Consider the following 22,432-nt stretch of genomic DNA (forward strand, 5'->3'; position numbering starts at 1 on the left):
ATTATGACTGACGCAGCTTCAGTACAAGTTCTTCGCTAGGCGTTACGTACACCGTTTGCTGGTTATCGTACGTCACAAAACCAGGCTTGGCACCGCTTGGTTTTTTTACGTGGCGAATTTTTGTATAGTCCACGGGTACCGAACTTGAATTTTTAGCTTTACTAAAGTAAGCAGCAAGATGAGCCGCTTCTAAAATTGTTTCTTCTGAAGGCTCTTGGCTGCGGATAACAACGTGAGAACCCGGTATATCTTTCGTATGAAACCAAACGTCATCACGAGCAGCAAGGCGATTTGTTAAATACTCATTTTGCTTATTGTTTTTTCCAACTAAAATCGTCGTGCCGTCGCTTGAAACGTATTGTTCAAGTGTAGGCGTAGTGTTTTTTTGTTTTTTCGCTTGTTTTTGCTGACGGTTGCGCAAATATCCTTCTTCCACAAGCTCTTCACGAATCTCTGCAATGTCTTTGTGAGTAGCAGTATCCATTTGCTGAATAAGTGATTCAAAATACTGTACTTCTTCGTTTGCTTTTTCAATTTGTTCGATTACAATCGAAACGGAATTTTTCGCTTTTTGATACTTTGTGAAATAGCTTTGAGCATTTTGAGACGGTGATTTTTGCGGATCTAATGAAATCGTAAGTGTACCGCTATTTTCATCATAATAATTAATAACATCCACTTTCGCATCTCCTTTTTTGACAAGGTGTAAATTTGCGGTAAGGAGTTCACCGGCTAGCTGATAATCAGATGCTTTTTCTGCATTTTGCAGCGTTTGCTCAAGTTTTTTTATTTTTTTCTCATTTTTCTTTTTCTCGGTAGAAATAAACTGTACTAAATCATGCGCTTGCTGCTTTACACGATCTCGCTCTGCTTTCCCGTAGTAATAGCGGTCAAGAAGCTCGCTGATGGTTGCATACGTTTTTTTCGTACCCTCTAAATGCGTTAATTCCAGTAAATAAAAGTAGTCTTTTTGATTAACGGTTGTCAGAGTCGGTGTAAACTGACCTTCTTTGATCAGCGTCATCGTTTCGACGAATGATTTTGGAAGGGTAGAACGATTTGCTAAGCCAGAGCGAAACACCACTTCATTTGCAATTAAAGGAGAAAGCCCCGAGAAGGTTTGCACTAGCTGGGTGGCTAACTTTCCGCTATTAAAATCAATTTTTTTAGCCACGGTTTCTTCATCGGCTTCAAATGGATGAAGCTTATCTTGGCTAGGAGGCAGTACGTAAGGTGCTCCGGGTAGAAGCGTACGGTGCCTGTTCAAGGCCATTGGAACGTGTTTAATGCTGTCGATAATCGTTTGTTTTTCTTTATCTACAAGCACAACATTACTATGTCTTCCCATGATTTCAATAATAAGCTGCTTGTACGTCACGTCGCCAATTTCATTTCGTCCTTTTGTTTCAATGACTAAAATGCGGTCCAATCCAAGCTGATACACTTGTTCAATAATGCTGCCTTCTAAATGTTTGCGAAGAAGCATACAAAACATAGGAGGCTCAGATGGATTTTCATAGGGCTCATTTGTAAAATGAACGCGTGAATAGTTAGGGTGAGCTGAGATTAAAAGTTTGCGGTTTTCACCTTTAGCGCGTACTTGTAAAATCAACTCGTTTGGAAACGGCTGATATATTTTTGAAATTCGTCCTGAAACCAAGGTCTCAGATAATTCTTGTAAAATGCCATATGTAAAAATACCATCAAATGACATAGTGCTCACATCCTTAAGTAATTGAAAATTGTCCTATAGAAAAGTATAGCATTTTTTAGGACGAGTCTGAATAAGCATACGATATAAGATTGTAACAATCTAATAGGTGCATTTACAAATAAAAGGGTGTGAAAAGATGCAATGAAATGGTATGAATTAGGTGAAAAAGCAATAGTAGAAGTAACAAAAACAGACAGACAGCATGGTCTTACACACAAAGAAGTAAAAGCACGTCAGCAGCAGCAAGGATTTAATGAATTGACTGAAGGAGAGAAAAAACCGGCCATTCTTGTGTTTCTAGAGCAGTTTAAAGATTTTATGGTACTGGTTTTACTAGCTGCCACGCTTATTTCAGGGCTTTTAGGCGAATACATCGATGCGGTTGCTATTATTGCCATTGTAGTAATTAATGGATTTCTAGGTTTTTTTCAAGAAAGAAAAGCTGAGAAATCTCTTCATGCATTAAAAGAGCTTTCTGCTCCTCAAGTAGCAGCTATGCGTGAAGGAAAATGGGTTAAGTTACCATCTAAAGAGCTGGTAGTAGGAGACGTTGTAAAGTTTTCGAGCGGAGACCGTATCGGGGCTGACCTTCGAATTATGGAAGCCAAAAGTCTAGAAATTGAAGAATCAGCGCTTACGGGAGAGTCTTTGCCTGTTGCCAAGCAAATAAAAGCTTTGCCAGGAGATGAAGTGCCGCTTGGAGATCAGGACAATATGGCGTTTATGGGTACGCTTGTGACGCGAGGAAGCGGAACAGGTATCGTTGTAGGGATTGGAATGAAAACAGCGATGGGACAAATTGCTGATTTGCTTCAAAATGCTGAAGCCATGATTACTCCTCTTCAACGGAAGTTAGAGCAATTAGGTAAAATTTTAATCGTTGTAGCTCTTGCACTTACTGTATTAGTTGTCGGGATTGGTGTGCTGCAAGGTCATGATTTATACAGTATGTTCTTAGCGGGAGTTTCCTTAGCTGTTGCTGCCATACCCGAAGGTCTTCCTGCCATCGTAACCGTGGCGCTATCTCTTGGTGTACAGCGCATGATTAAGCAAAGATCCATTGTTCGCAAACTTCCTGCTGTTGAAACACTAGGATGCGCATCAGTCATTTGCTCAGACAAAACGGGCACATTAACGCAAAATAAAATGACGGTTACTCACCTCTGGTCAGGAGGAATGACGTGGAGGGTATCAGGGACAGGGTATGAACCTACGGGCGTATTTTCGCGAGAGGAAAGAGAAGTTGATACACGGAGTGAAAAACCGCTTCAGCAGCTTTTGGTGTTTGGTCTGCTTTGCAATCAAACGTCCATTTCGAGAAAAGATAAAGAATATGTCATCGACGGGGATCCTACTGAAGCGGCTTTGCTTGTGGCCGCGATGAAAGCGGGGCTGACAAAAGAAAACATTCAAAAGCAGTTTACCATTATTGAAGAGTTTCCATTTGATTCAACGCGTAAAATGATGAGTGTAGTCATTGAAGACGCATCTCATAAGCGCTATGTCATAACAAAAGGTGCTCCTGATGTGCTGCTTGTAAACAGCAAAAATATTTTGTGGGAAAGCAGACAACAAACGCTGTCGGTAACGGTTCATAATGAAGTAAAAGGAGCAATTGATCAGTTAGCTAGCCAAGCGCTTCGAACCATTGCGATTGCTTATCGGCCGTTAGGAGACCATGAGAGCGTTCATACAGAGAACGAAGCGGAAAAAGACCTTACTTTCCTCGGGCTTCAAGGAATGATTGATCCGCCAAGACCAGAAGTCAAGCAAGCGGTCAAAGAATGCCGAGACGCAGGAATCAAAACCGTTATGATTACAGGTGACCACGTCATTACAGCACAGGCGATTGCAAAACAGTTAGGCATTTTACCGAAAAACGGTCAAGTCTTGGAAGGAACGGATTTATCCAAAATGACGCAGGAAGAGCTAGAAGAAGTAGTGGATGATGTTTACGTATATGCCAGGGTATCGCCTGAACATAAACTTAAAATTGTTAAAGCTCTTCAAGCAAAAGATCACATTGTAGCTATGACGGGCGACGGCGTAAATGATGCACCGGCTATTAAAGCAGCAGACATAGGCATCGCGATGGGCATCACCGGGACAGACGTAGCAAAAGAAGCGTCTTCACTCGTTTTGCTTGATGATAATTTTGCTACTATTAAATCAGCGATCAAAGAAGGACGAAACATCTATGAAAATATTCGAAAGTTTATTCGTTACTTGCTTGCATCAAATGTAGGAGAAATCTTAGTTATGCTCTTTGCGATGATTTTAGCACTTCCGCTTCCGCTAGTGCCAATTCAAATACTATGGGTAAACTTAGTAACAGACGGTTTGCCTGCGATGGCTCTTGGCTTAGACCAGCCGGAGGACAACGTGATGAAGCGCCATCCAAGGCATCCGCGCGAAGGTATTTTTGCAAGAGGATTAGGGTGGAAAGTAGTCAGCCGCGGATTTTTAATTGGAGCTGCTACACTTGCTGCATTCATGATTGTCTACGACAATGACCCAGATCGTCTGCAGTATGCTCAGACGATTGCATTTGCCACGCTTGTTATGGCACAGCTTATTCACGTATTTGACTGCCGAAGTGAAAAATCAATCTTTGATCGCAATCCATTTCAGAACTTATATCTTGTAGGAGCCGTTATTTCATCTATTATCCTTATGCTGGTGGCTATCTACTATCCGCCCCTGCAGCCTATTTTCCATACAATGGCCATTGCACCGCGGGAATGGCTCGTTATTTTAGGACTTGCAAGTCTTCCAACTTTTTTACTTGCCGGTTCACTTTTAACAAGAAAACCTTCATAAATTGTGCTATACTTTAATACAGGCTGTCCTAAATGAGAAAACTCATGAAGGCAGCCTTTACAGGTTGAATAAAGAAGAGAGATTTCTTTTTTTTGCTAACACTTTCTTTTATGATACTTTTTATGTAAGATGTACATAGTGGATGTGATGATAATGATAAAAAGTATGACTGGTTTTGGCCGCGGAAAAGCGGAAGTGGAAAATCGATCAGTAACAGTCGAAATGAAGTCTGTTAATCATCGTTTTTGTGAAATTGTTATTCGTATGCCAAGACAATTAATTGAAATTGAAGATAAAATAAAAAAAATCGTTCAAACATACATAAAACGTGGTAGAGTAGAAGTATTTGTTACTATTTCAGGTGAAGAAATGGCAAAAAAGAAACTGCAGACGGATTGGCAGCTGCTTGATGAATACATGCATGCGTTGCAGCAAGTAAAAGAAAAGCATGGGCTGTCCCAATCTGTTCAAATTCAAGACATTTTACACATGCCTGAAGTGATGACAACTTATGAAGAAGAAGCTGATCAGACGAGTATTCATGGTGCAATCTTTGAAGCCGTTGAAGCTGCTGTGCATCAGTTAGTGGATATGCGGAAACGAGAGGGATCAGAGCTGTATCACGATTTAATGGGGTACTTACAGGACATTCAAGACATTCGCGAAAAAATTACACAGCTTGCTCCTGAAGTTGCTGAACAATATCGCGAGCGTATTAAAAGAAAGCTGAGCGACTATTTAGAAGGTACTTTCGATGAGCAGCGAGTGCTGACTGAAGTAGCTATTTTTGCTGAAAAAGCAGATATTAGCGAAGAACTTACGCGAATTCAAAGTCATGTTTCACAATTTATTCAAGCGTTAAATACACCTGATTCAGTAGGACGCAAGCTGGATTTTCTTGTTCAAGAGCTGAATCGTGAAATGAATACAATCGGTGCGAAGGCAAACAATGGTACTATTGCTCAGTATGTTATTAGTATGAAAGCACAATTAGAACGCATAAAAGAGCAGGTTCAAAATATTGAATAGCCTTCGTGTAAGATAAAGATTATATTGGTATAGCAGGAGGCTTCTTATGAGCGGTAAATTAGTGAACGTTGGATTTGGAAATTTTATTTCTTCTAATCGTATAATCTCTGTCGTTCATCCTGAATCAGCTCCAATCAAACGCATTATTCAAGATGCAAAAGATCGAGGCTCTTTAATAGATGCAACGCAAGGACGTAAAACACGATCTGTTATTGTTATGGATAGCGATCATGTTATTTTAGCTCCTGTACAGCCAGAAACTGTGTCACAGCGACTTATAAACAAAGAAGAATTATTAGAAGGGTAGGTCACTTGAACCGATGATTGAAAGAGGTTTATTAATTGTTCTTTCCGGACCATCAGGTGTTGGAAAAGGAACGGTACGAAAAGCATTGTTTGAGCAAGAAGACATTAAATTGCAGTATTCTATCTCTGCAACAACAAGAAAGCCCCGCGAAGGTGAAGTAGACGGCGTTGACTATTTCTTCAAACCACGCGAAGAGTTTGAGCGCATGATTGAAAACAAGAAATTATTAGAGTGGGCTGAATACGTAGGTAACTACTACGGTACCCCGGTTGATTATGTAGAACAAACGTTATCTGAAGGAAAAGACGTATTTCTAGAAATTGAAGTGCAAGGTGCTCTTCAAGTGAAAGAAGCATTTCCAGAAGGTTTGTTCATCTTCTTGGCACCGCCGAGTTTATCAGAGCTTAAAAGTCGTATCGTAAACCGCGGTACTGAAACAGAAGATTTAATCAATAACCGTATGCGCGTGGCAAAAGAAGAAATTGAACTTATGGACGCCTACGATTATGTTGTAGAAAATGACAAAGTAGAAAATGCTTGTGCTCGCATCCGTGCTATCGTAACGGCTGAACACTGCCGTCGTGATCGTATTTCTGCGCGCTATAAAAGAATGCTGGAGGTAGAATAAACATGCTTTATCCATCAATTGATTCCCTAATGGAAAAATTAGATTCTAAGTACACGCTTGTGACAGTAGCTGCAAAACGTGCACGTCAATTACAGCTTCACAATGATACGCCGATTGAAAAGCCGGTTTCTTATAAGTTTGTAGGCTGTGCTTTAGAAGAAATTAATGCTGAACAATTAAGCTATAAGCAAGGTGTAGCAGAAGAAGATTCTAAACATCAGTAAGTGAAAAAATAACAACCTACTTTATAGGTTGTTATTTTTTTGATGCTTTTATCTGTGTTCAAGCAGGATAGTGAATGTCTCACTACAAAAATGGTATAATAATTGAATTGAAAAGCTTTAGATAGTTACCCGAGTAAACAAGCGGATGCTGGTTGAGCGGGATAAATAGATGGGGGCATAATGATGAAGGGAAAACGAATTTTATTATGTGTTAGCGGCGGAATCGCCGTATATAAAGCCGCAGCTTTAACAAGTAAATTAGTACAAGCGGGAGCGGAAGTTAAAGTAATGATGACTGCTTCAGCATGCGAGTTCGTAACGCCGCTTACGTTTCAAGCTCTGTCTCGAAACCCAGTTTATACAGATACGTTTGATGAAAAAGATCCATCTGTAATTGCACATATTGATTTAGCAGACTGGCCTGATTTAATTTTAGTAGCTCCTGCTACGGCAAATATGATAGGGAAAATAGCAAATGGTCTTGCAGATGATATGATTTCCACAACGCTGCTGGCTGCTACTGCACCTGTGTGGATTGCACCTGCAATGAATGTTCATATGTACGATCATCCAGCTGTTAAAAAAAATATGAGCACTCTTTCATCATTTGGTTACTCTTTTGTAGAACCTGGAGAAGGGTATTTGGCATGCGGTTATGTAGGAAAAGGTCGTCTTGAAGAGCCAGAAACAATTGTTTCACTAATCGGATCTTATTTTTCACAAGCATCACATACACAAAAGATCCTTGAAGGTGTGAATGTATTGGTTACAGCAGGACCTACGGTAGAACGCATTGATCCCGTCCGATTTTTCACCAATCGATCTACTGGGAAAATGGGCTATGCCCTTGCAGAACAAGCTGCTAAATTAGGCGCATCGGTAACACTTGTAACGGGACCGACGAATTTAGAGTATCCAAAAGGAGTGCAGGTTGTTCAAATTGAAAGTGCGCAGCAGATGCTTGAAGCTGTTATGCAGCGCTATCATGAAGCAGATGTTGTCATTAAATCAGCCGCGGTGGCAGATTACCGACCAAAGCATGTGTTTGATCAAAAGATGAAAAAGCAACCTGGTGAAGCAGTACTAGAGCTAGAGAGAACAACAGATATTTTACGCACGCTTGGAGAGCGAAAAGAACACCAGCTTTTAGTCGGCTTTGCAGCAGAAACAGAACAAGTGGATGAATATGCACAAAAGAAACTTGCATCTAAAAACTTGGATATGATTGTAGCCAATAACGTGACGACAGAAGGAGCAGGTTTTGGGACGGAAACAAATATTGTAACGCTCTATAAGCGAAGCGGAGAGTCTAAAGAACTTCCCATTCTTTCAAAACACGATGTAGCTACCGAGGTGTTAAAAGAAGTGAAGGAAATGTTAGAAGGGCTGAAAAAATGAGTGTAGCTAGTGTAATTGTGGACGTGGCTGCTAAGCAAACAGATCGAGCTTTTGACTACGCTATTCCCGACAAATGGAAAGGAATTATTGTTCCGGGTATGCGAGTTGTCGTTCCGTTTGGTCCTAGAAAAGTTCAAGGGTTTGTGGTGGCTCTTAAAGAAGAGGCTGAAGTTAAGCGCGTTAAACCAATCGCTGACCTGCTTGATTTAACGCCGGTTCTGACTCCCGAACTGTTAGAGATTGGGCACTGGCTAACCGAAAAAACGCTTTGTTTTATGATATCGGCTTTTCAAGTCATGCTGCCTGCGGCGATGAAAGCAAAATATGATAAAGAACTGTCACTCCTTTCAAAAGAGGCATACGAACAGCTTCATGAGCAAGTAAAGCCGTTTTTTCAGTCAAGATCCTCGCTGAAGTGGAGTGAAGTAGAAAAAACAGCCGCTGCTCCTGCTTTTCACCGTGATATTCAAAAAGGTCTAATTGAAGTCGTCTACGTCGTGAAAAACAAAGGAAACAAAAAAACGGCAAAAGGCGTAAAACTGAATCAAAGCCTTGAAGAAATTCACCAGTTTATGAGCGAGTTAAATAAGCAGGCAGAAAAGCAAAAACAAGTGCTATCTTTTATGCTGAATCGAAATGAAGAAGTAGCCATAAAAGAAATAGCGGAAGATTTGCAGATTACCTCCGCTCCTATAAAAGCGCTGATTAACAAAGGACTCTTAGCGGAAACGGAAATTGAAATATACCGTGATCCTTATCAAGATCGATACTTTACACCATCAAAGCCATTTCAATTGACCGATGAACAAGCTGAGGCAATCGCACCGATTCTGCAGGACATCGAAGAAAATCTTCACGATGTGTTTTTAATGTACGGAGTAACCGGAAGCGGAAAAACAGAAGTGTATCTCCAATCAATTGATCAAGTGCTAAAAAAAGGGAAAGAAGCGATTATGCTTGTTCCGGAGATTTCACTTACCCCTCAGATGGTCAAGCGGTTTAAAGAGCGATTCGGCTCAAAAGTTGCTGTACTTCATAGCGGCTTGTCTACTGGGGAAAAATACGATGAATGGCGAAAAATTCAGCGAAAAGAAGTATCCGTTGTAGTAGGGGCCCGCTCTGCTGTATTTGCTCCATTTGAAAATTTGGGCCTTCTTATTATCGATGAAGAACATGAGACGAGTTATAAACAAGAAGAAAACCCCCGTTATCATGCAAGGGATGTAGCTATTTACCGAGGGCAGCATCATCAGTGTCCAGTCATTTTAGGAAGTGCAACACCAACGCTTGAGTCCTTTGCAAGAGCGCAAAAAGGTGTGTATAAGCTACTGACGTTAAAGCAAAGAATGAATAAGTCATCAATGCCTTCGGTGGATATCGTTGATATGAGAGAAGAGCTTCGCAGCGGCAACCGCTCTATGTTTTCAACTATGCTGTTTGAAAAGATGAAAGACCGTTTGGAAAAAGGGGAGCAAATCGTTTTATTTTTAAATAAAAGAGGTCATTCTTCTTTTGTTATGTGCAGAGACTGCGGTTACGTTCCGACATGTGAGCACTGTGAAATTTCACTAACGTATCACCGCTATCAAAATAAATTAAAATGCCATTATTGCGGACACGAAGAACATGTGCACACTGAGTGCCCAGAATGCCACAGCGAACATATCCGCTTTTTCGGGTCTGGTACACAAAAAGTGGAAGAAGAATTAACAAAAGTGCTGCCCGAGGCTAGAGTTGTTCGAATGGATGTTGATACGACAAGCCGAAAAGGCGCCCATGAAAAGCTCCTGAACAAGTTTGCAAGTGGAGAAGCGCAAATTTTACTAGGGACGCAGATGATTGCGAAAGGACTGGACTTTCCAAACGTCACGCTTGTAGGCGTTTTAACAGCAGATACGATGCTGAATTTACCTGACTTTCGTGCATCTGAAAAAACGTTTCAGCTTTTAACACAAGTAAGCGGAAGAGCAGGACGCCACAAACTTCCAGGAGAAGTAGTGATTCAAACGTACACGCCTGAACACTACAGCATTCAACTTGCGAGTCAGCATGATTACGATTCGTTTTATAAGCACGAGATGGAAATTCGTAAAATGCACAAATATCCCCCTTTCTTTTACTTGGCGCTTGTAACGGTATCTCATGAAAATATTGCAAAAGTGGTGTCTGTTACAGACAAAATTTCGCAGTATCTGCGTCAGAAACTTTCGCCGCAAACAACGATCTTAGGGCCAGTCGCATCTCCGATTGCTAAGATAAAAGATAGATATCGCTATCAATGCATGTTAAAATACAAGCTGGAACCAAGCCTGATTCCGCTGTTGAAATATATATTAGAACGTTATCAAGCGGAAATGCAGAAGGAAAATTTAACGATCACTATTGATTTGAATCCATACTCGATGATGTAACTAGTCGTCTTGATGGCGTTAAAGAAGAAGCTTTTTGGATATAAATAGAAAGAATAAAGGAGGTGCCTATTTGGCTAAGCTTAAGCTTGTTTACCATCCTAATGAAGTACTTGAACAAGAATGTGAAGTCGTTAAAAACTTTGATAATAAATTAGCGAAATTACTAAACGGCATGTATGATTTAATGCTTGAAGCAGACGGTGTGGGTCTAGCTGCTCCTCAAGTAGGAGTTCTGCAGCAAGTGGCAGTGGTAGACGTGGATGATCGACACGGTAAAATTGAGCTAATTAATCCGGTAATTATTGAGCAACGAGGCGAACAAATCGGTCCAGAAGGCTGCCTAAGTTTTCCGGGCCTTTTTGGTGACGTGGCTCGAGCTGATTATGTGAAAGTACGTGCGCAAAACCGTAAAGGAAAACCTTATTTTATAGAAGCAAAAGGTTTTTTAGCACGAGCAATTCAGCATGAAATTGATCATTTACACGGTGTATTGTTCACGGAAAAAGTGACAAAGTATTACGAAGAGGATGAACTAGAAGGGTAGGTTTTACACGATGAAAGTCGTATTTATGGGAACGCCGGATTTTTCAGTGCCGGTTTTACAAACATTACTTAAAGATGGATATGAAGTGGTCGCAGTGGTTACACAGCCGGACCGACCAAAAGGACGCAAGCGCGTATTAACACCTCCTCCTGTAAAAGTTGAGGCGTTAAAGCATGAAATACCTGTACTGCAGCCAGAAAAGATTCGTTTAGAAGAAGAATATCAGCAAGTGTTAGCGTATGAGCCTGACCTAATTGTAACAGCGGCTTTTGGTCAAATTTTACCAACCCCTATTTTAGAAGCGCCTAAATACGGCTGTATTAACGTGCATGCTTCTCTGTTACCTGAACTGCGCGGAGGCGCGCCGATTCATTATTCAATTCTACAAGGTAAGCCGAAAACTGGTGTTACAATTATGTATATGGTAGAAAAATTAGATGCAGGTGATATCTTAACACAGGTAGAAGTTCCGATTGAAGAACGTGATCACGTTGGCACACTTCATGATAAACTCAGCGCTGCTGGTGCAAAATTGCTTTCAGAAACCATTCCTTCTCTTGTAAAAGGTGAAATTACGCCGGTTAAACAAAACGATGACGAAGCGACATTTGCTTCTAACATTAAGCGTGAACAAGAGAAAATTGATTGGGCCCGTACAGGAGAAGAAATTTATAACCATATCCGCGGACTTCACCCTTGGCCCGTTGCTTATACAACAGCAGACGGTCAGGTCATGAAAATTTGGTGGGGAGAAAAAGTATCCGCATCAGGCAAACCGGGTACCGTTTTATCACTTGAAGAGGACGGATTTATAGTAGCAACTGGAAATGAAACAGCTATTAAAGTGACGGAACTTCAGCCGTCTGGAAAAAAACGTATGGATGCAGCGCAGTATCTACGAGGTACATCCATTGAAGTCGGAACAGTATTAGGGGATGTCAATGAGTAAGTACAACGTTCGAGACATAGCTTTAGATATTTTACTAGCTATTGAAAAAAATCAGGCATTCAGCAATCTATTGTTAAATAACAGCATACAAAAACGGGGTATTCAAGGAAAAGATGCAGGACTGTTAACGGAAATTGTGTATGGAACGATTCAAAGACGTGATACGTTAGATTACGGGTTAGCGCCTTTCTTGAAAAATCCAAAAAAGCTTCAGCCTTGGGTGCGAGTGCTGCTTCGTTTATCACTTTACCAAATGGTATATTTAGACCGAGTGCCTGACCGGGCAATCCTTCATGAAGCAGTAGAAATTGCCAAAAAACGGGGTCACAAAGGAATTGCCTCAATGGTAAACGGCGTTTTACGAAATATTCAGCGCAGCGGCACGCCTTCTTTAGAGGAAATACAAAATCCTGTGGAGCGGTTGGCAATTGAAACGAGTCATCCATTGTGGCTTGTAAAACGCTGGGTGGAACAATATGGATTGGACAAAACACGCGGAATCTGTTTAGCTAATTTAATGGCCCCTAAACAAACAATCCGAGTAAACAGTGCACGCTTTACGCAAAATGAAGTAAAAGAAGCGCTAGAAAAAGAAGGTATTGTTGTAGAACCAGGCCATTTTGTAGAAGAAGCGCTAGAAGTTCAAAAAGGAAATGCAGCTCATACACAAGCATTTCGTGAAGGAATGTTTACCGTTCAAGATGAAAGCTCTATGTTAGTGGCTCATGCGCTCGGTGCAGAGACAGAAGAGCTAATTTTAGATAGCTGTGCTGCACCGGGAGGAAAATCAACTCATATTGCAGAGCAGCTTAGAAACAGTGGTAAAGTTATTTCCTTGGACATTCATGACCATAAAGTAAAGCTGATTGCCCAGCAGGCAGAGCGTCTGCATCTTACCAATATTGAGCCGACGGTTCAAGACAGCCGCAAAGCAGGCGAACAGTTTGATAAAGAAATGTTTGACCGCATCTTAGTAGATGCTCCGTGCTCAGGTTTTGGTGTAATGAGACGTAAACCTGATTTGAAATATACAAAAACTGAGCAAGATGTAAAGCAGCTGGCGCGTATTCAACAAGATATTTTAAATGCGGTTGCGCCTTTATTAAAAAAAGGTGGGACCCTTGTATATAGTACATGTACAATTGACCGGGATGAAAATGGGGATGTTGTAGCAGCATTTTTAGCAGATCATGCTGATTTTCAAAAAGATGAAACACTCGCTGCACGCATGCCGCAAAAGCTTAAACAAAACGTAAAACATGGTGAAATTCAATTGCTGCCAGATGCACAAAGCGATGGGTTTTATATTGCATGTTTACAGAAGAAGGTGTAAAAATGGAAGAAGTAGCTAAAAGAAAAGCAAAAGCAGAAGAAAAAGCGCAAAAACCATCTATTTATTCATTAGAAATGCACGACCTAGAAAATTGGTTAGTGGAACACGGAGATAAGAAGTTCCGTGCTAAACAAATTTTTGACTGGTTATATATTAAACGCGTAACGGACTTTGACGATATGTCAAACTTATCTAAAGGATTACGTGAACAATTAAAAGACAAATTTGCATTAACGACATTAAAAACAGTTGTTCAGCAAACGTCTGGGGACGGCACGATGAAGTTTTTATTCGAACTCCATGACGGTTATACGATTGAAACGGTGCTTATGCGTCATGAATACGGAAATTCTGTCTGTGTAACAACTCAAGTTGGCTGTCGCATCGGCTGTACATTCTGTGCGTCTACTCTTGGAGGTTTAAAGCGTAACTTAGAAGCTGGAGAAATCGTAGCGCAAGTAGTAAAAGTACAAAAAGCGCTAGATGAACAAGGAGAACGCGTGAGCTCTGTCGTAATTATGGGTATTGGGGAGCCATTTGATAACTATGATGAAATGATGCGCTTCTTAAAAACAATTAACAGTGATGATGGATTAAATATTGGTGCACGTCATATCACAGTATCGACAAGTGGAATCATTCCGAAAATCTATAAGTTTGCTGATGAAAAAATGCAAATCAATTTTGCGATTTCACTTCACGCTCCAAACAATGACATCCGCTCACGCTTAATGCCGATTAACCGTGCGTACAAACTTCCTGATTTGATGGAAGCCATTAAATATTATACGGATAAAACGGGAAGACGTATTAGCTTTGAGTATGGTCTATTCGGAGGCGTAAACGATCAAGTAGAGCATGCGGAGGAATTAGCGGATTTAATTAAAGACGTGAAATGCCACGTGAACTTGATTCCGGTAAACTATGTGCCTGAGCGTGATTATGTTCGTACACCGCGTGAACAGATTTTTGCATTTGAACGTACGCTTAAAAAGCGTGGCGTTAACGTGACTATTCGACGTGAGCAAGGTCATGATATCGATGCAGCTTGTGGCCAATTACGTGCGAAGGAGCGTAAAGAAGAGACGAGGTGATTGTATGGCAACTGTCTTCATGACAGACCGAGGGAGAGTTAGACAACACAATGAAGATAACGGAGGGGTATTTTTGAACCAACACAATCAGCTGCTTGCAATTGTGGCTGATGGTATGGGAGGTCATCGAGCTGGCGACGTCGCCAGTGAGATGGCGGTTCAAAAATTGCAAACAGCGTGGGAAGAAGCGGACAAAGTAACGTCTCCTGATGAGGCGACGCAGTGGATTCGTACGCATGTTTCGCAAATTAATCAAGATATTTATCAGTATGCTCAGGAGCATGAAGAGTGTAAAGGGATGGGTACAACAGTTGTACTTGCTTTATGTGCCGATACGTTTTGTGCGATTGGTAATATAGGAGACAGCAGATGCTATATTTCCAATGAATATGGATTTCAACAAGTAACAGAAGATCATTCTCTTGTGAATGAACTCGTAAAAAATGGTCAAATCACAAAAGAAGATGCTGAGCATCATCCACGAAAAAATATCTTATTGCGAGCACTAGGTACCGAAGAAAATGTTAGTTTAGATGTAAAAACAATTGAAGTGGAAAAAGAAGATCGATTATTATTATGTTCAGATGGACTGACAAATAAGGTAACGGAACAAAAGCTGAACGAAACGTTATCAACAAGTTCATCACTTCACGAAAAGGGTACGAGCCTGATTCAATTAGCAAATGAGCTTGGTGGAGAAGACAATATTACACTTGCAATTGTGGACTTTACATCTGAAAGTGGGTGAGAGTGTTGCTAATAGGTAGACGGCTAAACGACCGTTATAAGGTATTGCAAGTAATTGGTGGAGGCGGAATGGCAAACGTCTATTTAGGTCGCGACATGATTTTGGATCGTGATGTGGCAATTAAAGTGCTTCGTTTAGACTTTGCAAGTGACGATGCGTTTATAAAGCGTTTCCATCGAGAAGCACAATCTGCTACGAGTATTGCTCATCCTAATATTGTCAGTATTTATGATGTTGGAGAAGAAGAAGATATTTACTATATCATCATGGAATATGTACCGGGTATGACATTAAAGCAATACATTCTGCAAGAATCACCACTATCTCTTGATAAAGCCATACATATTATGACGCAGATTACATCAGCTATTGCCCATGCTCATCAGTACGGAATTATTCACCGGGATATTAAGCCTCAAAATATTTTAATTGATCATGATGATACCATTAAAGTTACTGACTTCGGCATTGCCGTAGCACTAAGTTCTACAACCATTACGCATACTAATTCTGTTTTGGGCTCTGTTCATTATTTATCTCCTGAACAGGCAAGGGGAGGGCTTGCGAATAAGCGTTCTGATATTTATTCGCTTGGCATCGTCCTATTTGAATTGCTAACGGGTCGAGTCCCTTTTTCTGGGGAATCGGCTGTGTCAATTGCATTAAAACATTTACAGACAGAAACACCTTCTCCTAAAAGATGGAATCCATCTATCCCTCAAAGCGTGGAGAATGTTGTATTAAAAGCAACAACTAAAGATCCATTTTACCGATACAGTTCCGTCGAAGAACTCGAAGCGGATTTACAGTCTGCTGTTCATCCAAATCGTTATAATGAACAAAGGTTTACGGTGCCTGATGATGAAGAAGTGACAAAAGCCATTCCAGTTATTAAGGAGGATTTTGTTGAATCCGAAGAAACGCACGTGCCTGTGAGAAAACCGCCTCACTTAGAGCGCGAAGAACAAGAGGAAGAAGAGTTAAAGCCGAAGAAAAAAAAGAAGAAAAAGAAAAAAGGCAAAAGCAAGCTGATTGTAACGCTTGTTTTAATTTTTTTGCTGCTGGCAGCTGCTAGCGTAGCCGCCGTTACATTTATTCCGGCTTTGTTACTGCCAAAAGACGTAAAGGTTCCTGATTTACATAATCAAGATTATGAATCAGCAGTAACCGATTTAGTTTCTTTAGGCTTTAAAGTGAAGAATCCTAAAGATATATCTGATAATGAGGTGGAAGAAGGCGACGTGGTTAAAACGATGCCAGAAGCGGGAGATGTTATCAAAGAAGGATCTAATGTCATTATTTATCGAAGTACAGGAAAGAAAAAAGAAGCATTTAACCGGTACATTGGAAGAAGCTTTACGGAAGTAAAAAGTCTGTTAGAAAAGCAGAATTATAAAGATATCCAATCCATCGAAGTTGAAAGCACAGAACCAAAAGGCAATATTACAGATCAGACCCCTAAAGAAACCGAACAAGTCGTGCCGGAGGATACAACGGTTACGCTATGGGTAAGTAAGGGGCCGCCGAAGATTACATTAAAGGATTTCTCGGGCTGGACGGAAAAAAGCGTAAAAGATTATGCATCAGATGAAGATATTGAAGTGGATGTAAAAACAGCGTATTCCGACACTGTTGAAAAAGGTCTTGTGATGTCTCAAAAGCCTGCAGCGGAGCAGAGTATCGAGCAAGGTGATAAGCTCACCATTACAGTCTCAATGGGCAAGGAGCCAAAAGCTCCTCAAACGGTGTCAGTGGACGTGACTATTCCGTATAAAGAAGAAACTGACACCGAAGCAAGCACGGAACAAGGCGACGCAACGGAAACAGGCGATGCCACCGGAACAGAAGAGGAAAAGCCAAAGCCGCAAAAAGTACAAATTTATATCGAAGATGCAGATAACGATATGTCCGTTCCTGCTAAAGAACTAACGATTACTGAAACAACAAAAGAATCGTTCGATGTTTTAGTTGATGAAAATGAAAAAGCGTCTTATAAAATTGTCCGAGACGGGGAAGTTATTGAAGAAAAAGACGTTGAATATCCAGAGTGATAGGAGTGAGGTTATGCCAGAAGGAAGAATTATTAAATCCCTTAGCGGATTTTATTATGTTCTTCATGACGGACAAGTAACGCAATGTCGAGGACGAGGTGTTTTTCGTAAAAAGAAAGTAACGCCTTTAGTCGGTGACAATGTAGTATTTCAGGCAGAAAATAAGCTTGAAGGATATATACTTGAAATTAAAGAACGTAAAAATGAATTAGTTCGTCCCCCAATTTCAAATGTTGATCAGGCGCTGCTTGTTTTTTCAGCGATTGAACCTGATTTTAGCACGATGCTTCTTGACCGATTTTTAGTGTTAGTGGAGTCTAATCATATTGAACCTATTATTTGTATTTCAAAAGTAGATCTTTTATCACAGCAGCAAAAGCAAGAAATCGAGCAATATGCCGAAGAATATCGTAAAATAGGATATGAGGTCATTTTAACGTCGACAGTCACAGAAAAAGGCATGGAACAAATTCAGCCGTTATTTGAAGATCGCGTAACGGTTATTGCCGGACAGTCAGGTGTAGGTAAATCTTCACTGTTAAATACACTTAAACCAGAGCTTGAGTTAAAGACAAATGATATTTCAATGTCACTTGGAAGAGGAAAGCATACAACACGTCATGTAGAACTGATTTCGTTTGGTGAAGGTTTAGTAGCCGATACGCCAGGTTTTAGCTCACTGGAATTTTTAACGTTAGAAGTAGAAGAGTTAACCCATTGTTTTCCTGAAATGTCGCGTTTGAGTGAACAGTGTAAATTTCGAGGTTGTTTGCATGTGAAAGAACCAAAATGTGCGGTGAAAGAAGCATACGAACAAAAAGAAATTCCGAGTTATCGCTACGAACATTACTTGCAATTTATTGAGGAAATTAAGCAAAGAAAGCCGAGGTATTAAAAATGACAAAAATCGCACCTTCCATTTTATCTGCCAATTTTTCAAAGCTTGCTGAAGAAATTCGTGAAGTTGAAGCAGGTGGAGCAGACTACATCCATATCGACGTTATGGATGGCCATTTTGTTCCTAATATTACAATTGGACCGCTTATCGTTGAGGCTGTACGCCCTGTCACAACACTGCCCTTAGATGTGCATTTAATGATTGAAAACCCAGATCAATACGTTCCAATGTTTGCAAAGGCAGGTGCTGATATTTTAACGGTACATGCTGAAGCGTGTACTCATTTGCACCGCACCATTCAATTAATCAAAGAGCACGGCATGAAAGCAGGCGTTGCTTTAAATCCTGCAACGCCAATTGACGTGGTAAAGCATATCTTAGAAGATATCGATCTTATTTTATTAATGACGGTGAACCCAGGCTTTGGAGGGCAAAACTTCATTCCAAATGTACTGCCGAAAATTGAGCAAATCTCTCAGCTTATTGAAATTCGTCACCTTTCTATTGAAGTAGAGGTTGATGGAGGAATTAATGAAGAAACAGCAAGAAAATGTGTGGAAGCAGGAGCAAATGTCTTAGTGGCTGGCTCAGCTATTTATAACCAAGAAGACCGAGCTGGCGCAATTAGTCAAATTCGCACAACTGTTCAAGCGTAAGTAATAAAAGCTGCTGTGTACAACGAGTAGAACTTGTACACAGCAGCTTTTTCTCTTAGGATAAAGAAAACATATTTATTTCGTTCATTTTTTAATAGAAAAGGAGCATATACATAATGAAAATTCATATTCTAGCAGGGGGACCGGATGAACATATGCCGCCCCTGCACCAGTCAAACGATGTAAAGTGGGTAGGAGTAGACCGCGGCGTATTCCTTCTTCTTCAGCAAGACATTTTGCCGGTAAAAGCATTTGGAGATTTTGATTCCATTACAAAGGCACAGCTTAAGCTAGTGAGAGAAGCATTACAAGATGTTGAATTGTATCCTGCAGAAAAAGATGCAACGGATTTGGAACTTGCTTTTGAGTGGGCAATAGGGCAAAAACCGGAAAGTATTTGTATCTTTGGAGCAACAGGTGGAAGGCTTGACCACATGTTTGGAAGCATTCAGCTCCTGTATAAAGGGTTAAAAGAGAAAGCGAATGTAAAAATGATTGACAATCAAAATATCATTCAATTGTTTGAACCAGGCACTTATCATGTTGATCGTTTAAAGGAGTTTCACTATATTTCATTCGTTCCTTTTGCAGGCGGTGTAAAAGAGCTTACGCTAGAAGGTTTCAAATACCCGCTCAATAAGCATGAAGTAGAACTCGGCTCAACTTTATGTATTAGCAATGAACTTATTCAACAAAGAGGTACTTTTTCATTTACAAAAGGCATATTAATGATGGTAAGAAGCAATGATAAACGTTGCTTGTGATGAAGCATGGAAAATGAGAGCAGGACATAGGGCTTTCTTTAAAAGGAGATAAAGTGTGGAGACGGTTAGGAGGGACAGTATGAAATTCTATACAATCAAACTTCCAAAGTTTTTAGGTGGCATCGTAAAGGTCATGCTTAATTCGTTCAAAAAAGATTAACAACGCCGGAATAATAAAAGAAGCACCATAAAATATGGTGCTTTTTCATTATAAAGATTAAACGCGTTGAACTTTACCAGACTTAAGGGCTCTAGCTGAAACGTACACACGTTTTGGTTTACCGTTCACTAAGATACGTACTTTTTGAACGTTAGCACCCCATTTACGCTTAGTAGCGTTCATTGCGTGAGAACGTGCGTTACCTGAACGAGCTTTTCTACCAGTTACTACACATTTGCGTGCCATGATTTTCCCTCCTAACACCAAAAAAACTACTCAATTCTGTTTTGAGAAATACTATATTAATTTATCACAGCCTTACAGAGAATGCAATAGTTCTGGAGAAAAGCTTTCAAGAAATTTTCCTTGACATATAAAATGAATCTATGTTCAATAATATAGAGAGTAGAAATAGGTATAACTTGGGCTATTACTTATTTTAAGACAAGTTGATACCTAATACTGTCATCTTTAAAAGGGACAAGCTGGACGCCTCTTTTAAAACGAGATTGATTATAGTAGAATATTTATAACCTATGAAAGTAGAAAGGGGAACGAGTATGTCCATCGAAATGAAAACGAAGTATGGTCAAATTGATATCTCTACAGATGTAATTGCAACAATTGCTGGAGGAGCAGCTGTTGATTGTTACGGGATTGTGGGAATGGCTTCAAAAAATCAGCTTAAAGATGGTCTTACAGAAATTCTTCGCAAAGAAAACTTTACACGAGGTATTGTGGTAAGACAAGAAGAGGATGACGTACATATCGACATGTACATTATCGTAAGCTATGGAACAAAAATTTCTGAAATTGCTCATAATGTGCAAACAAAAGTAAAATACACACTGGAACAAACGGTTGGTTTAACTGTTGATTCAGTAAATATTTATGTGCAGGGTGTTCGTGTAACGAACGTTTAATTAAGGAGGAAGATTCGTGTCAATGACAACGTTGGACGGAAAGCGGTTTAGAGAAATGGTGCTTCAAGGAGCCCAGCATCTATCTAACAATGCAGATTATGTAGATGCGCTGAACGTTTTTCCTGTACCAGATGGTGATACTGGAACAAATATGAACTTATCGATTACGTCTGGTGCTAAAGAAGTAAAAAATAAACTATCTGATCACATCGGCCAAGTGAGTCAAGCTTTGTCTAAGGGCTTATTGATGGGGGCGCGCGGTAATTCAGGAGTTATTTTATCTCAATTATTCCGCGGTTTTGCGAAATCGGTTGAGCAAAAGTCAGCGATTACAACAGTTGAGTTTGCTGAAGCTCTTGAGCTTGGGGTAGAAACTGCTTATAAAGCTGTTATGAAACCAATCGAAGGAACCATTTTAACAGTAGCTAAGGATACTGCTAAAAAAGCAGCGGCTGTTGCTAAAAAGCAATCTGATATGATTCTGTTCATGGAAGAAGTACTTAAGGAAGCTAATGCTTCGTTAAATCGCACGCCAGATCTTTTACCCGTGTTAAAAGAAGTAGGCGTAGTGGATAGCGGAGGTCAAGGGCTTGTTTTAATTTATGAAGGGTTTTTAGCTGAATTAAAAGGTGAAAAACTTCCGGGTGTACCCATGTCAGCTCCTTCGATGAATGAACTCGTAAATGCTGAGCATCATAAGCATGCACAAAGCCATATGAATACAGAAGACATTGAATTTGGCTATTGTACAGAATTTATGGTAAGGCTGGAAGAGGATAAGCCTGCAGCTAAAACATTTTCTGAAGAAACGTTTCGTCAAGACTTAAGTAAATGGGGCGACTCATTGCTTGTAGTATCTGATGATGAAATTGTGAAAGTTCATATTCACGCTGAGCATCCTGGAGAAGTGTTAAACTACGGGCAGCAGTACGGAAGTTTAATTAAAATGAAGATTGAAAACATGAGAGAACAGCATAGCACCATTGTTTCAGGTGAAGAAAAGCCTGCAGTAAAAAATGCTGAAAAACAGCCCTTTGGCATTGTTACTGTGTCAATGGGAAAAGGAATTGCTGAATTGTTCAAGAGCCTTGGGGCAACGGTTGTCATTGAAGGCGGACAAACAATGAATCCAAGTACGGAGGATATTGTCAAAGCGATTGAAGAAACAAATGCTGAACAGGTACTGATTTTACCTAATAACGGAAATATTGTGATGGCTGCTAACCAAGCGGCTGCTGTTGCCGGCAGTCACGTTTCGGTTGTCCCGTCTAAAACGGTTCCTCAAGGAATGACAGCGCTGCTATCATTTAATCCTCAGCAAAGCTTAAAAGAAAACGAGGAAGTAATGACAGAAGCTCTACAGCACGTGAAAACAGGACAAGTAACGTATGCAGTTCGCGATACAAATATTGATGGTCTTGAATTAGCTAAAGGCGATTTTATGGGTATTGCCGAAAAGAAAATCGTTGTAAAAGATTCAGAGAAATTAGAAGCAGCAAAAAAGCTATTGACTTATATGATTGATGACGAAGCGGAAATCCTTACGATTCTTCAAGGAGAGGATGTCTCAGACGATGAAGCTGAAGCGCTAACATCGTTTGTAGAAGAAACGTTTGAAGAAGTTGAGGTAGAGCTTCATAAAGGAGATCAACCTTTATATTCTTACATTTTTGCAATTGAATAACCAAAAAAGAAGCACCCCTCCCGAGGGGCGCTTCTTTTTTGGTGTTTTTTAAGATAAATACGAACTATTTTATTATTAAGTGTTGCGATCGTTCGGT

At 40.3% G+C, this 22,432-nt stretch carries 21 protein-coding genes; 19 read left to right on the top strand and 2 right to left on the bottom strand.

The annotated features are described in order from the left end of the window. Position 1: 1 nt before the first annotated feature. Positions 2-1,714 carry an Rqc2 family fibronectin-binding protein gene (locus AC0KUU_RS03270; RefSeq protein ID WP_043976438.1) on the bottom strand — a complete coding sequence of 571 codons (1,713 nt, stop codon included), beginning with the start codon at positions 1,712-1,714 and terminating at the stop codon, positions 2-4. A gap of 141 nt (positions 1,715-1,855) precedes the next feature. On the opposite strand from AC0KUU_RS03270, the gene AC0KUU_RS03275 reads away from it, so the two are divergent. From AC0KUU_RS03275 to spoVM, 17 genes are all read left to right on the top strand, one after another. Continuing rightward, the gene (locus AC0KUU_RS03275; RefSeq protein ID WP_043976440.1) at positions 1,856-4,534 is read left to right on the top strand and encodes a calcium-translocating P-type ATPase, SERCA-type; all 2,679 of its coding nucleotides are present in this window, start codon (positions 1,856-1,858) and stop codon (positions 4,532-4,534) included. 153 nt (positions 4,535-4,687) lie between these two features. Continuing rightward, the gene (locus tag AC0KUU_RS03280) at positions 4,688-5,563 is read left to right on the top strand and encodes a YicC/YloC family endoribonuclease (protein ID WP_016765431.1); all 876 of its coding nucleotides are present in this window, start codon (positions 4,688-4,690) and stop codon (positions 5,561-5,563) included. A 46-nt stretch (positions 5,564-5,609) separates the two neighbouring features. Further along, positions 5,610-5,870 (top strand): DUF370 domain-containing protein, encoded by a 261-nt coding sequence (locus tag AC0KUU_RS03285; protein ID WP_013084831.1) that lies wholly within the window; start codon positions 5,610-5,612, stop codon positions 5,868-5,870. Positions 5,871-5,883: 13 nt separating this feature from the next. Beyond that, positions 5,884-6,498 (top strand): guanylate kinase, encoded by a 615-nt coding sequence (gmk, locus tag AC0KUU_RS03290; protein WP_013058927.1) that lies wholly within the window; start codon positions 5,884-5,886, stop codon positions 6,496-6,498. A gap of 2 nt (positions 6,499-6,500) precedes the next feature. Beyond that, complete coding sequence (rpoZ, locus tag AC0KUU_RS03295; RefSeq protein WP_013058926.1) at positions 6,501-6,722, top strand: DNA-directed RNA polymerase subunit omega; 222 nt, start codon at positions 6,501-6,503, stop codon at positions 6,720-6,722. A gap of 180 nt (positions 6,723-6,902) precedes the next feature. Beyond that, entirely contained in the window at positions 6,903-8,120 is a 1,218-nt protein-coding gene (gene coaBC, locus AC0KUU_RS03300) for a bifunctional phosphopantothenoylcysteine decarboxylase/phosphopantothenate--cysteine ligase CoaBC (RefSeq protein ID WP_322552409.1), read from the top strand. Next, the gene (priA, locus tag AC0KUU_RS03305) at positions 8,117-10,531 is read left to right on the top strand and encodes a primosomal protein N' (protein WP_043976443.1); all 2,415 of its coding nucleotides are present in this window, start codon (positions 8,117-8,119) and stop codon (positions 10,529-10,531) included. The genes coaBC and priA overlap by 4 nt, the downstream gene beginning before the upstream one ends. Before the next feature lie 70 nt (positions 10,532-10,601). Then, positions 10,602-11,075, top strand: coding sequence for a peptide deformylase (gene def, locus AC0KUU_RS03310; protein WP_013084828.1), 474 nt, complete (start codon positions 10,602-10,604; stop codon positions 11,073-11,075). A gap of 10 nt (positions 11,076-11,085) precedes the next feature. Next, entirely contained in the window at positions 11,086-12,024 is a 939-nt protein-coding gene (gene fmt / locus AC0KUU_RS03315; protein ID WP_322552408.1) for a methionyl-tRNA formyltransferase, read from the top strand. Beyond that, positions 12,017-13,357, top strand: a complete 1,341-nt coding sequence (gene rsmB, locus AC0KUU_RS03320) for a 16S rRNA (cytosine(967)-C(5))-methyltransferase RsmB (protein ID WP_162214918.1) — start codon at positions 12,017-12,019, stop codon at positions 13,355-13,357. Before fmt ends, rsmB begins: the two co-directional genes overlap by 8 nt. Positions 13,358-13,359: 2 nt before the next feature. Next, positions 13,360-14,451 (top strand): dual-specificity RNA methyltransferase RlmN, encoded by a 1,092-nt coding sequence (rlmN, locus tag AC0KUU_RS03325; RefSeq protein WP_028410787.1) that lies wholly within the window; start codon positions 13,360-13,362, stop codon positions 14,449-14,451. A gap of 4 nt (positions 14,452-14,455) precedes the next feature. Further along, the gene (locus tag AC0KUU_RS03330) at positions 14,456-15,199 is read left to right on the top strand and encodes a Stp1/IreP family PP2C-type Ser/Thr phosphatase (protein ID WP_013084825.1); all 744 of its coding nucleotides are present in this window, start codon (positions 14,456-14,458) and stop codon (positions 15,197-15,199) included. A 5-nt stretch (positions 15,200-15,204) separates the two neighbouring features. Then, positions 15,205-17,250, top strand: coding sequence for a Stk1 family PASTA domain-containing Ser/Thr kinase (pknB, locus tag AC0KUU_RS03335; protein ID WP_028410789.1), 2,046 nt, complete (start codon positions 15,205-15,207; stop codon positions 17,248-17,250). A gap of 13 nt (positions 17,251-17,263) precedes the next feature. Beyond that, entirely contained in the window at positions 17,264-18,145 is an 882-nt protein-coding gene (gene rsgA / locus AC0KUU_RS03340; RefSeq protein WP_013084823.1) for a ribosome small subunit-dependent GTPase A, read from the top strand. Between the two features lie 2 nt (positions 18,146-18,147). After that, on the top strand, positions 18,148-18,804 hold the full coding sequence (gene rpe / locus AC0KUU_RS03345) for a ribulose-phosphate 3-epimerase (RefSeq protein ID WP_013084822.1): 657 nt from the start codon (positions 18,148-18,150) through the stop codon (positions 18,802-18,804). Between the two features lie 116 nt (positions 18,805-18,920). Beyond that, positions 18,921-19,568 carry a thiamine diphosphokinase gene (locus tag AC0KUU_RS03350; protein ID WP_043976450.1) on the top strand — a complete coding sequence of 216 codons (648 nt, stop codon included), beginning with the start codon at positions 18,921-18,923 and terminating at the stop codon, positions 19,566-19,568. A gap of 79 nt (positions 19,569-19,647) precedes the next feature. Continuing rightward, positions 19,648-19,728, top strand: coding sequence for a stage V sporulation protein SpoVM (spoVM, locus tag AC0KUU_RS03355; RefSeq protein ID WP_016765421.1), 81 nt, complete (start codon positions 19,648-19,650; stop codon positions 19,726-19,728). A gap of 57 nt (positions 19,729-19,785) precedes the next feature. On the opposite strand, the gene rpmB is transcribed toward spoVM, so the two are convergent. Further along, complete coding sequence (gene rpmB / locus AC0KUU_RS03360) at positions 19,786-19,974, bottom strand: 50S ribosomal protein L28 (protein WP_013058914.1); 189 nt, start codon at positions 19,972-19,974, stop codon at positions 19,786-19,788. 314 nt (positions 19,975-20,288) lie between these two features. Here rpmB and AC0KUU_RS03365 point away from each other — a divergent pair, with 314 nt between their 5' ends. Both AC0KUU_RS03365 and AC0KUU_RS03370 read left to right on the top strand, forming a co-directional pair. After that, entirely contained in the window at positions 20,289-20,651 is a 363-nt protein-coding gene (locus AC0KUU_RS03365; protein ID WP_013058913.1) for an Asp23/Gls24 family envelope stress response protein, read from the top strand. A gap of 16 nt (positions 20,652-20,667) precedes the next feature. Then, positions 20,668-22,335, top strand: coding sequence for a DAK2 domain-containing protein (locus AC0KUU_RS03370; protein ID WP_043976452.1), 1,668 nt, complete (start codon positions 20,668-20,670; stop codon positions 22,333-22,335). Positions 22,336-22,432 lie beyond the last annotated feature (97 nt).

The sequence above is a fragment of the Priestia sp. ST2 genome (assembly GCF_055810735.1).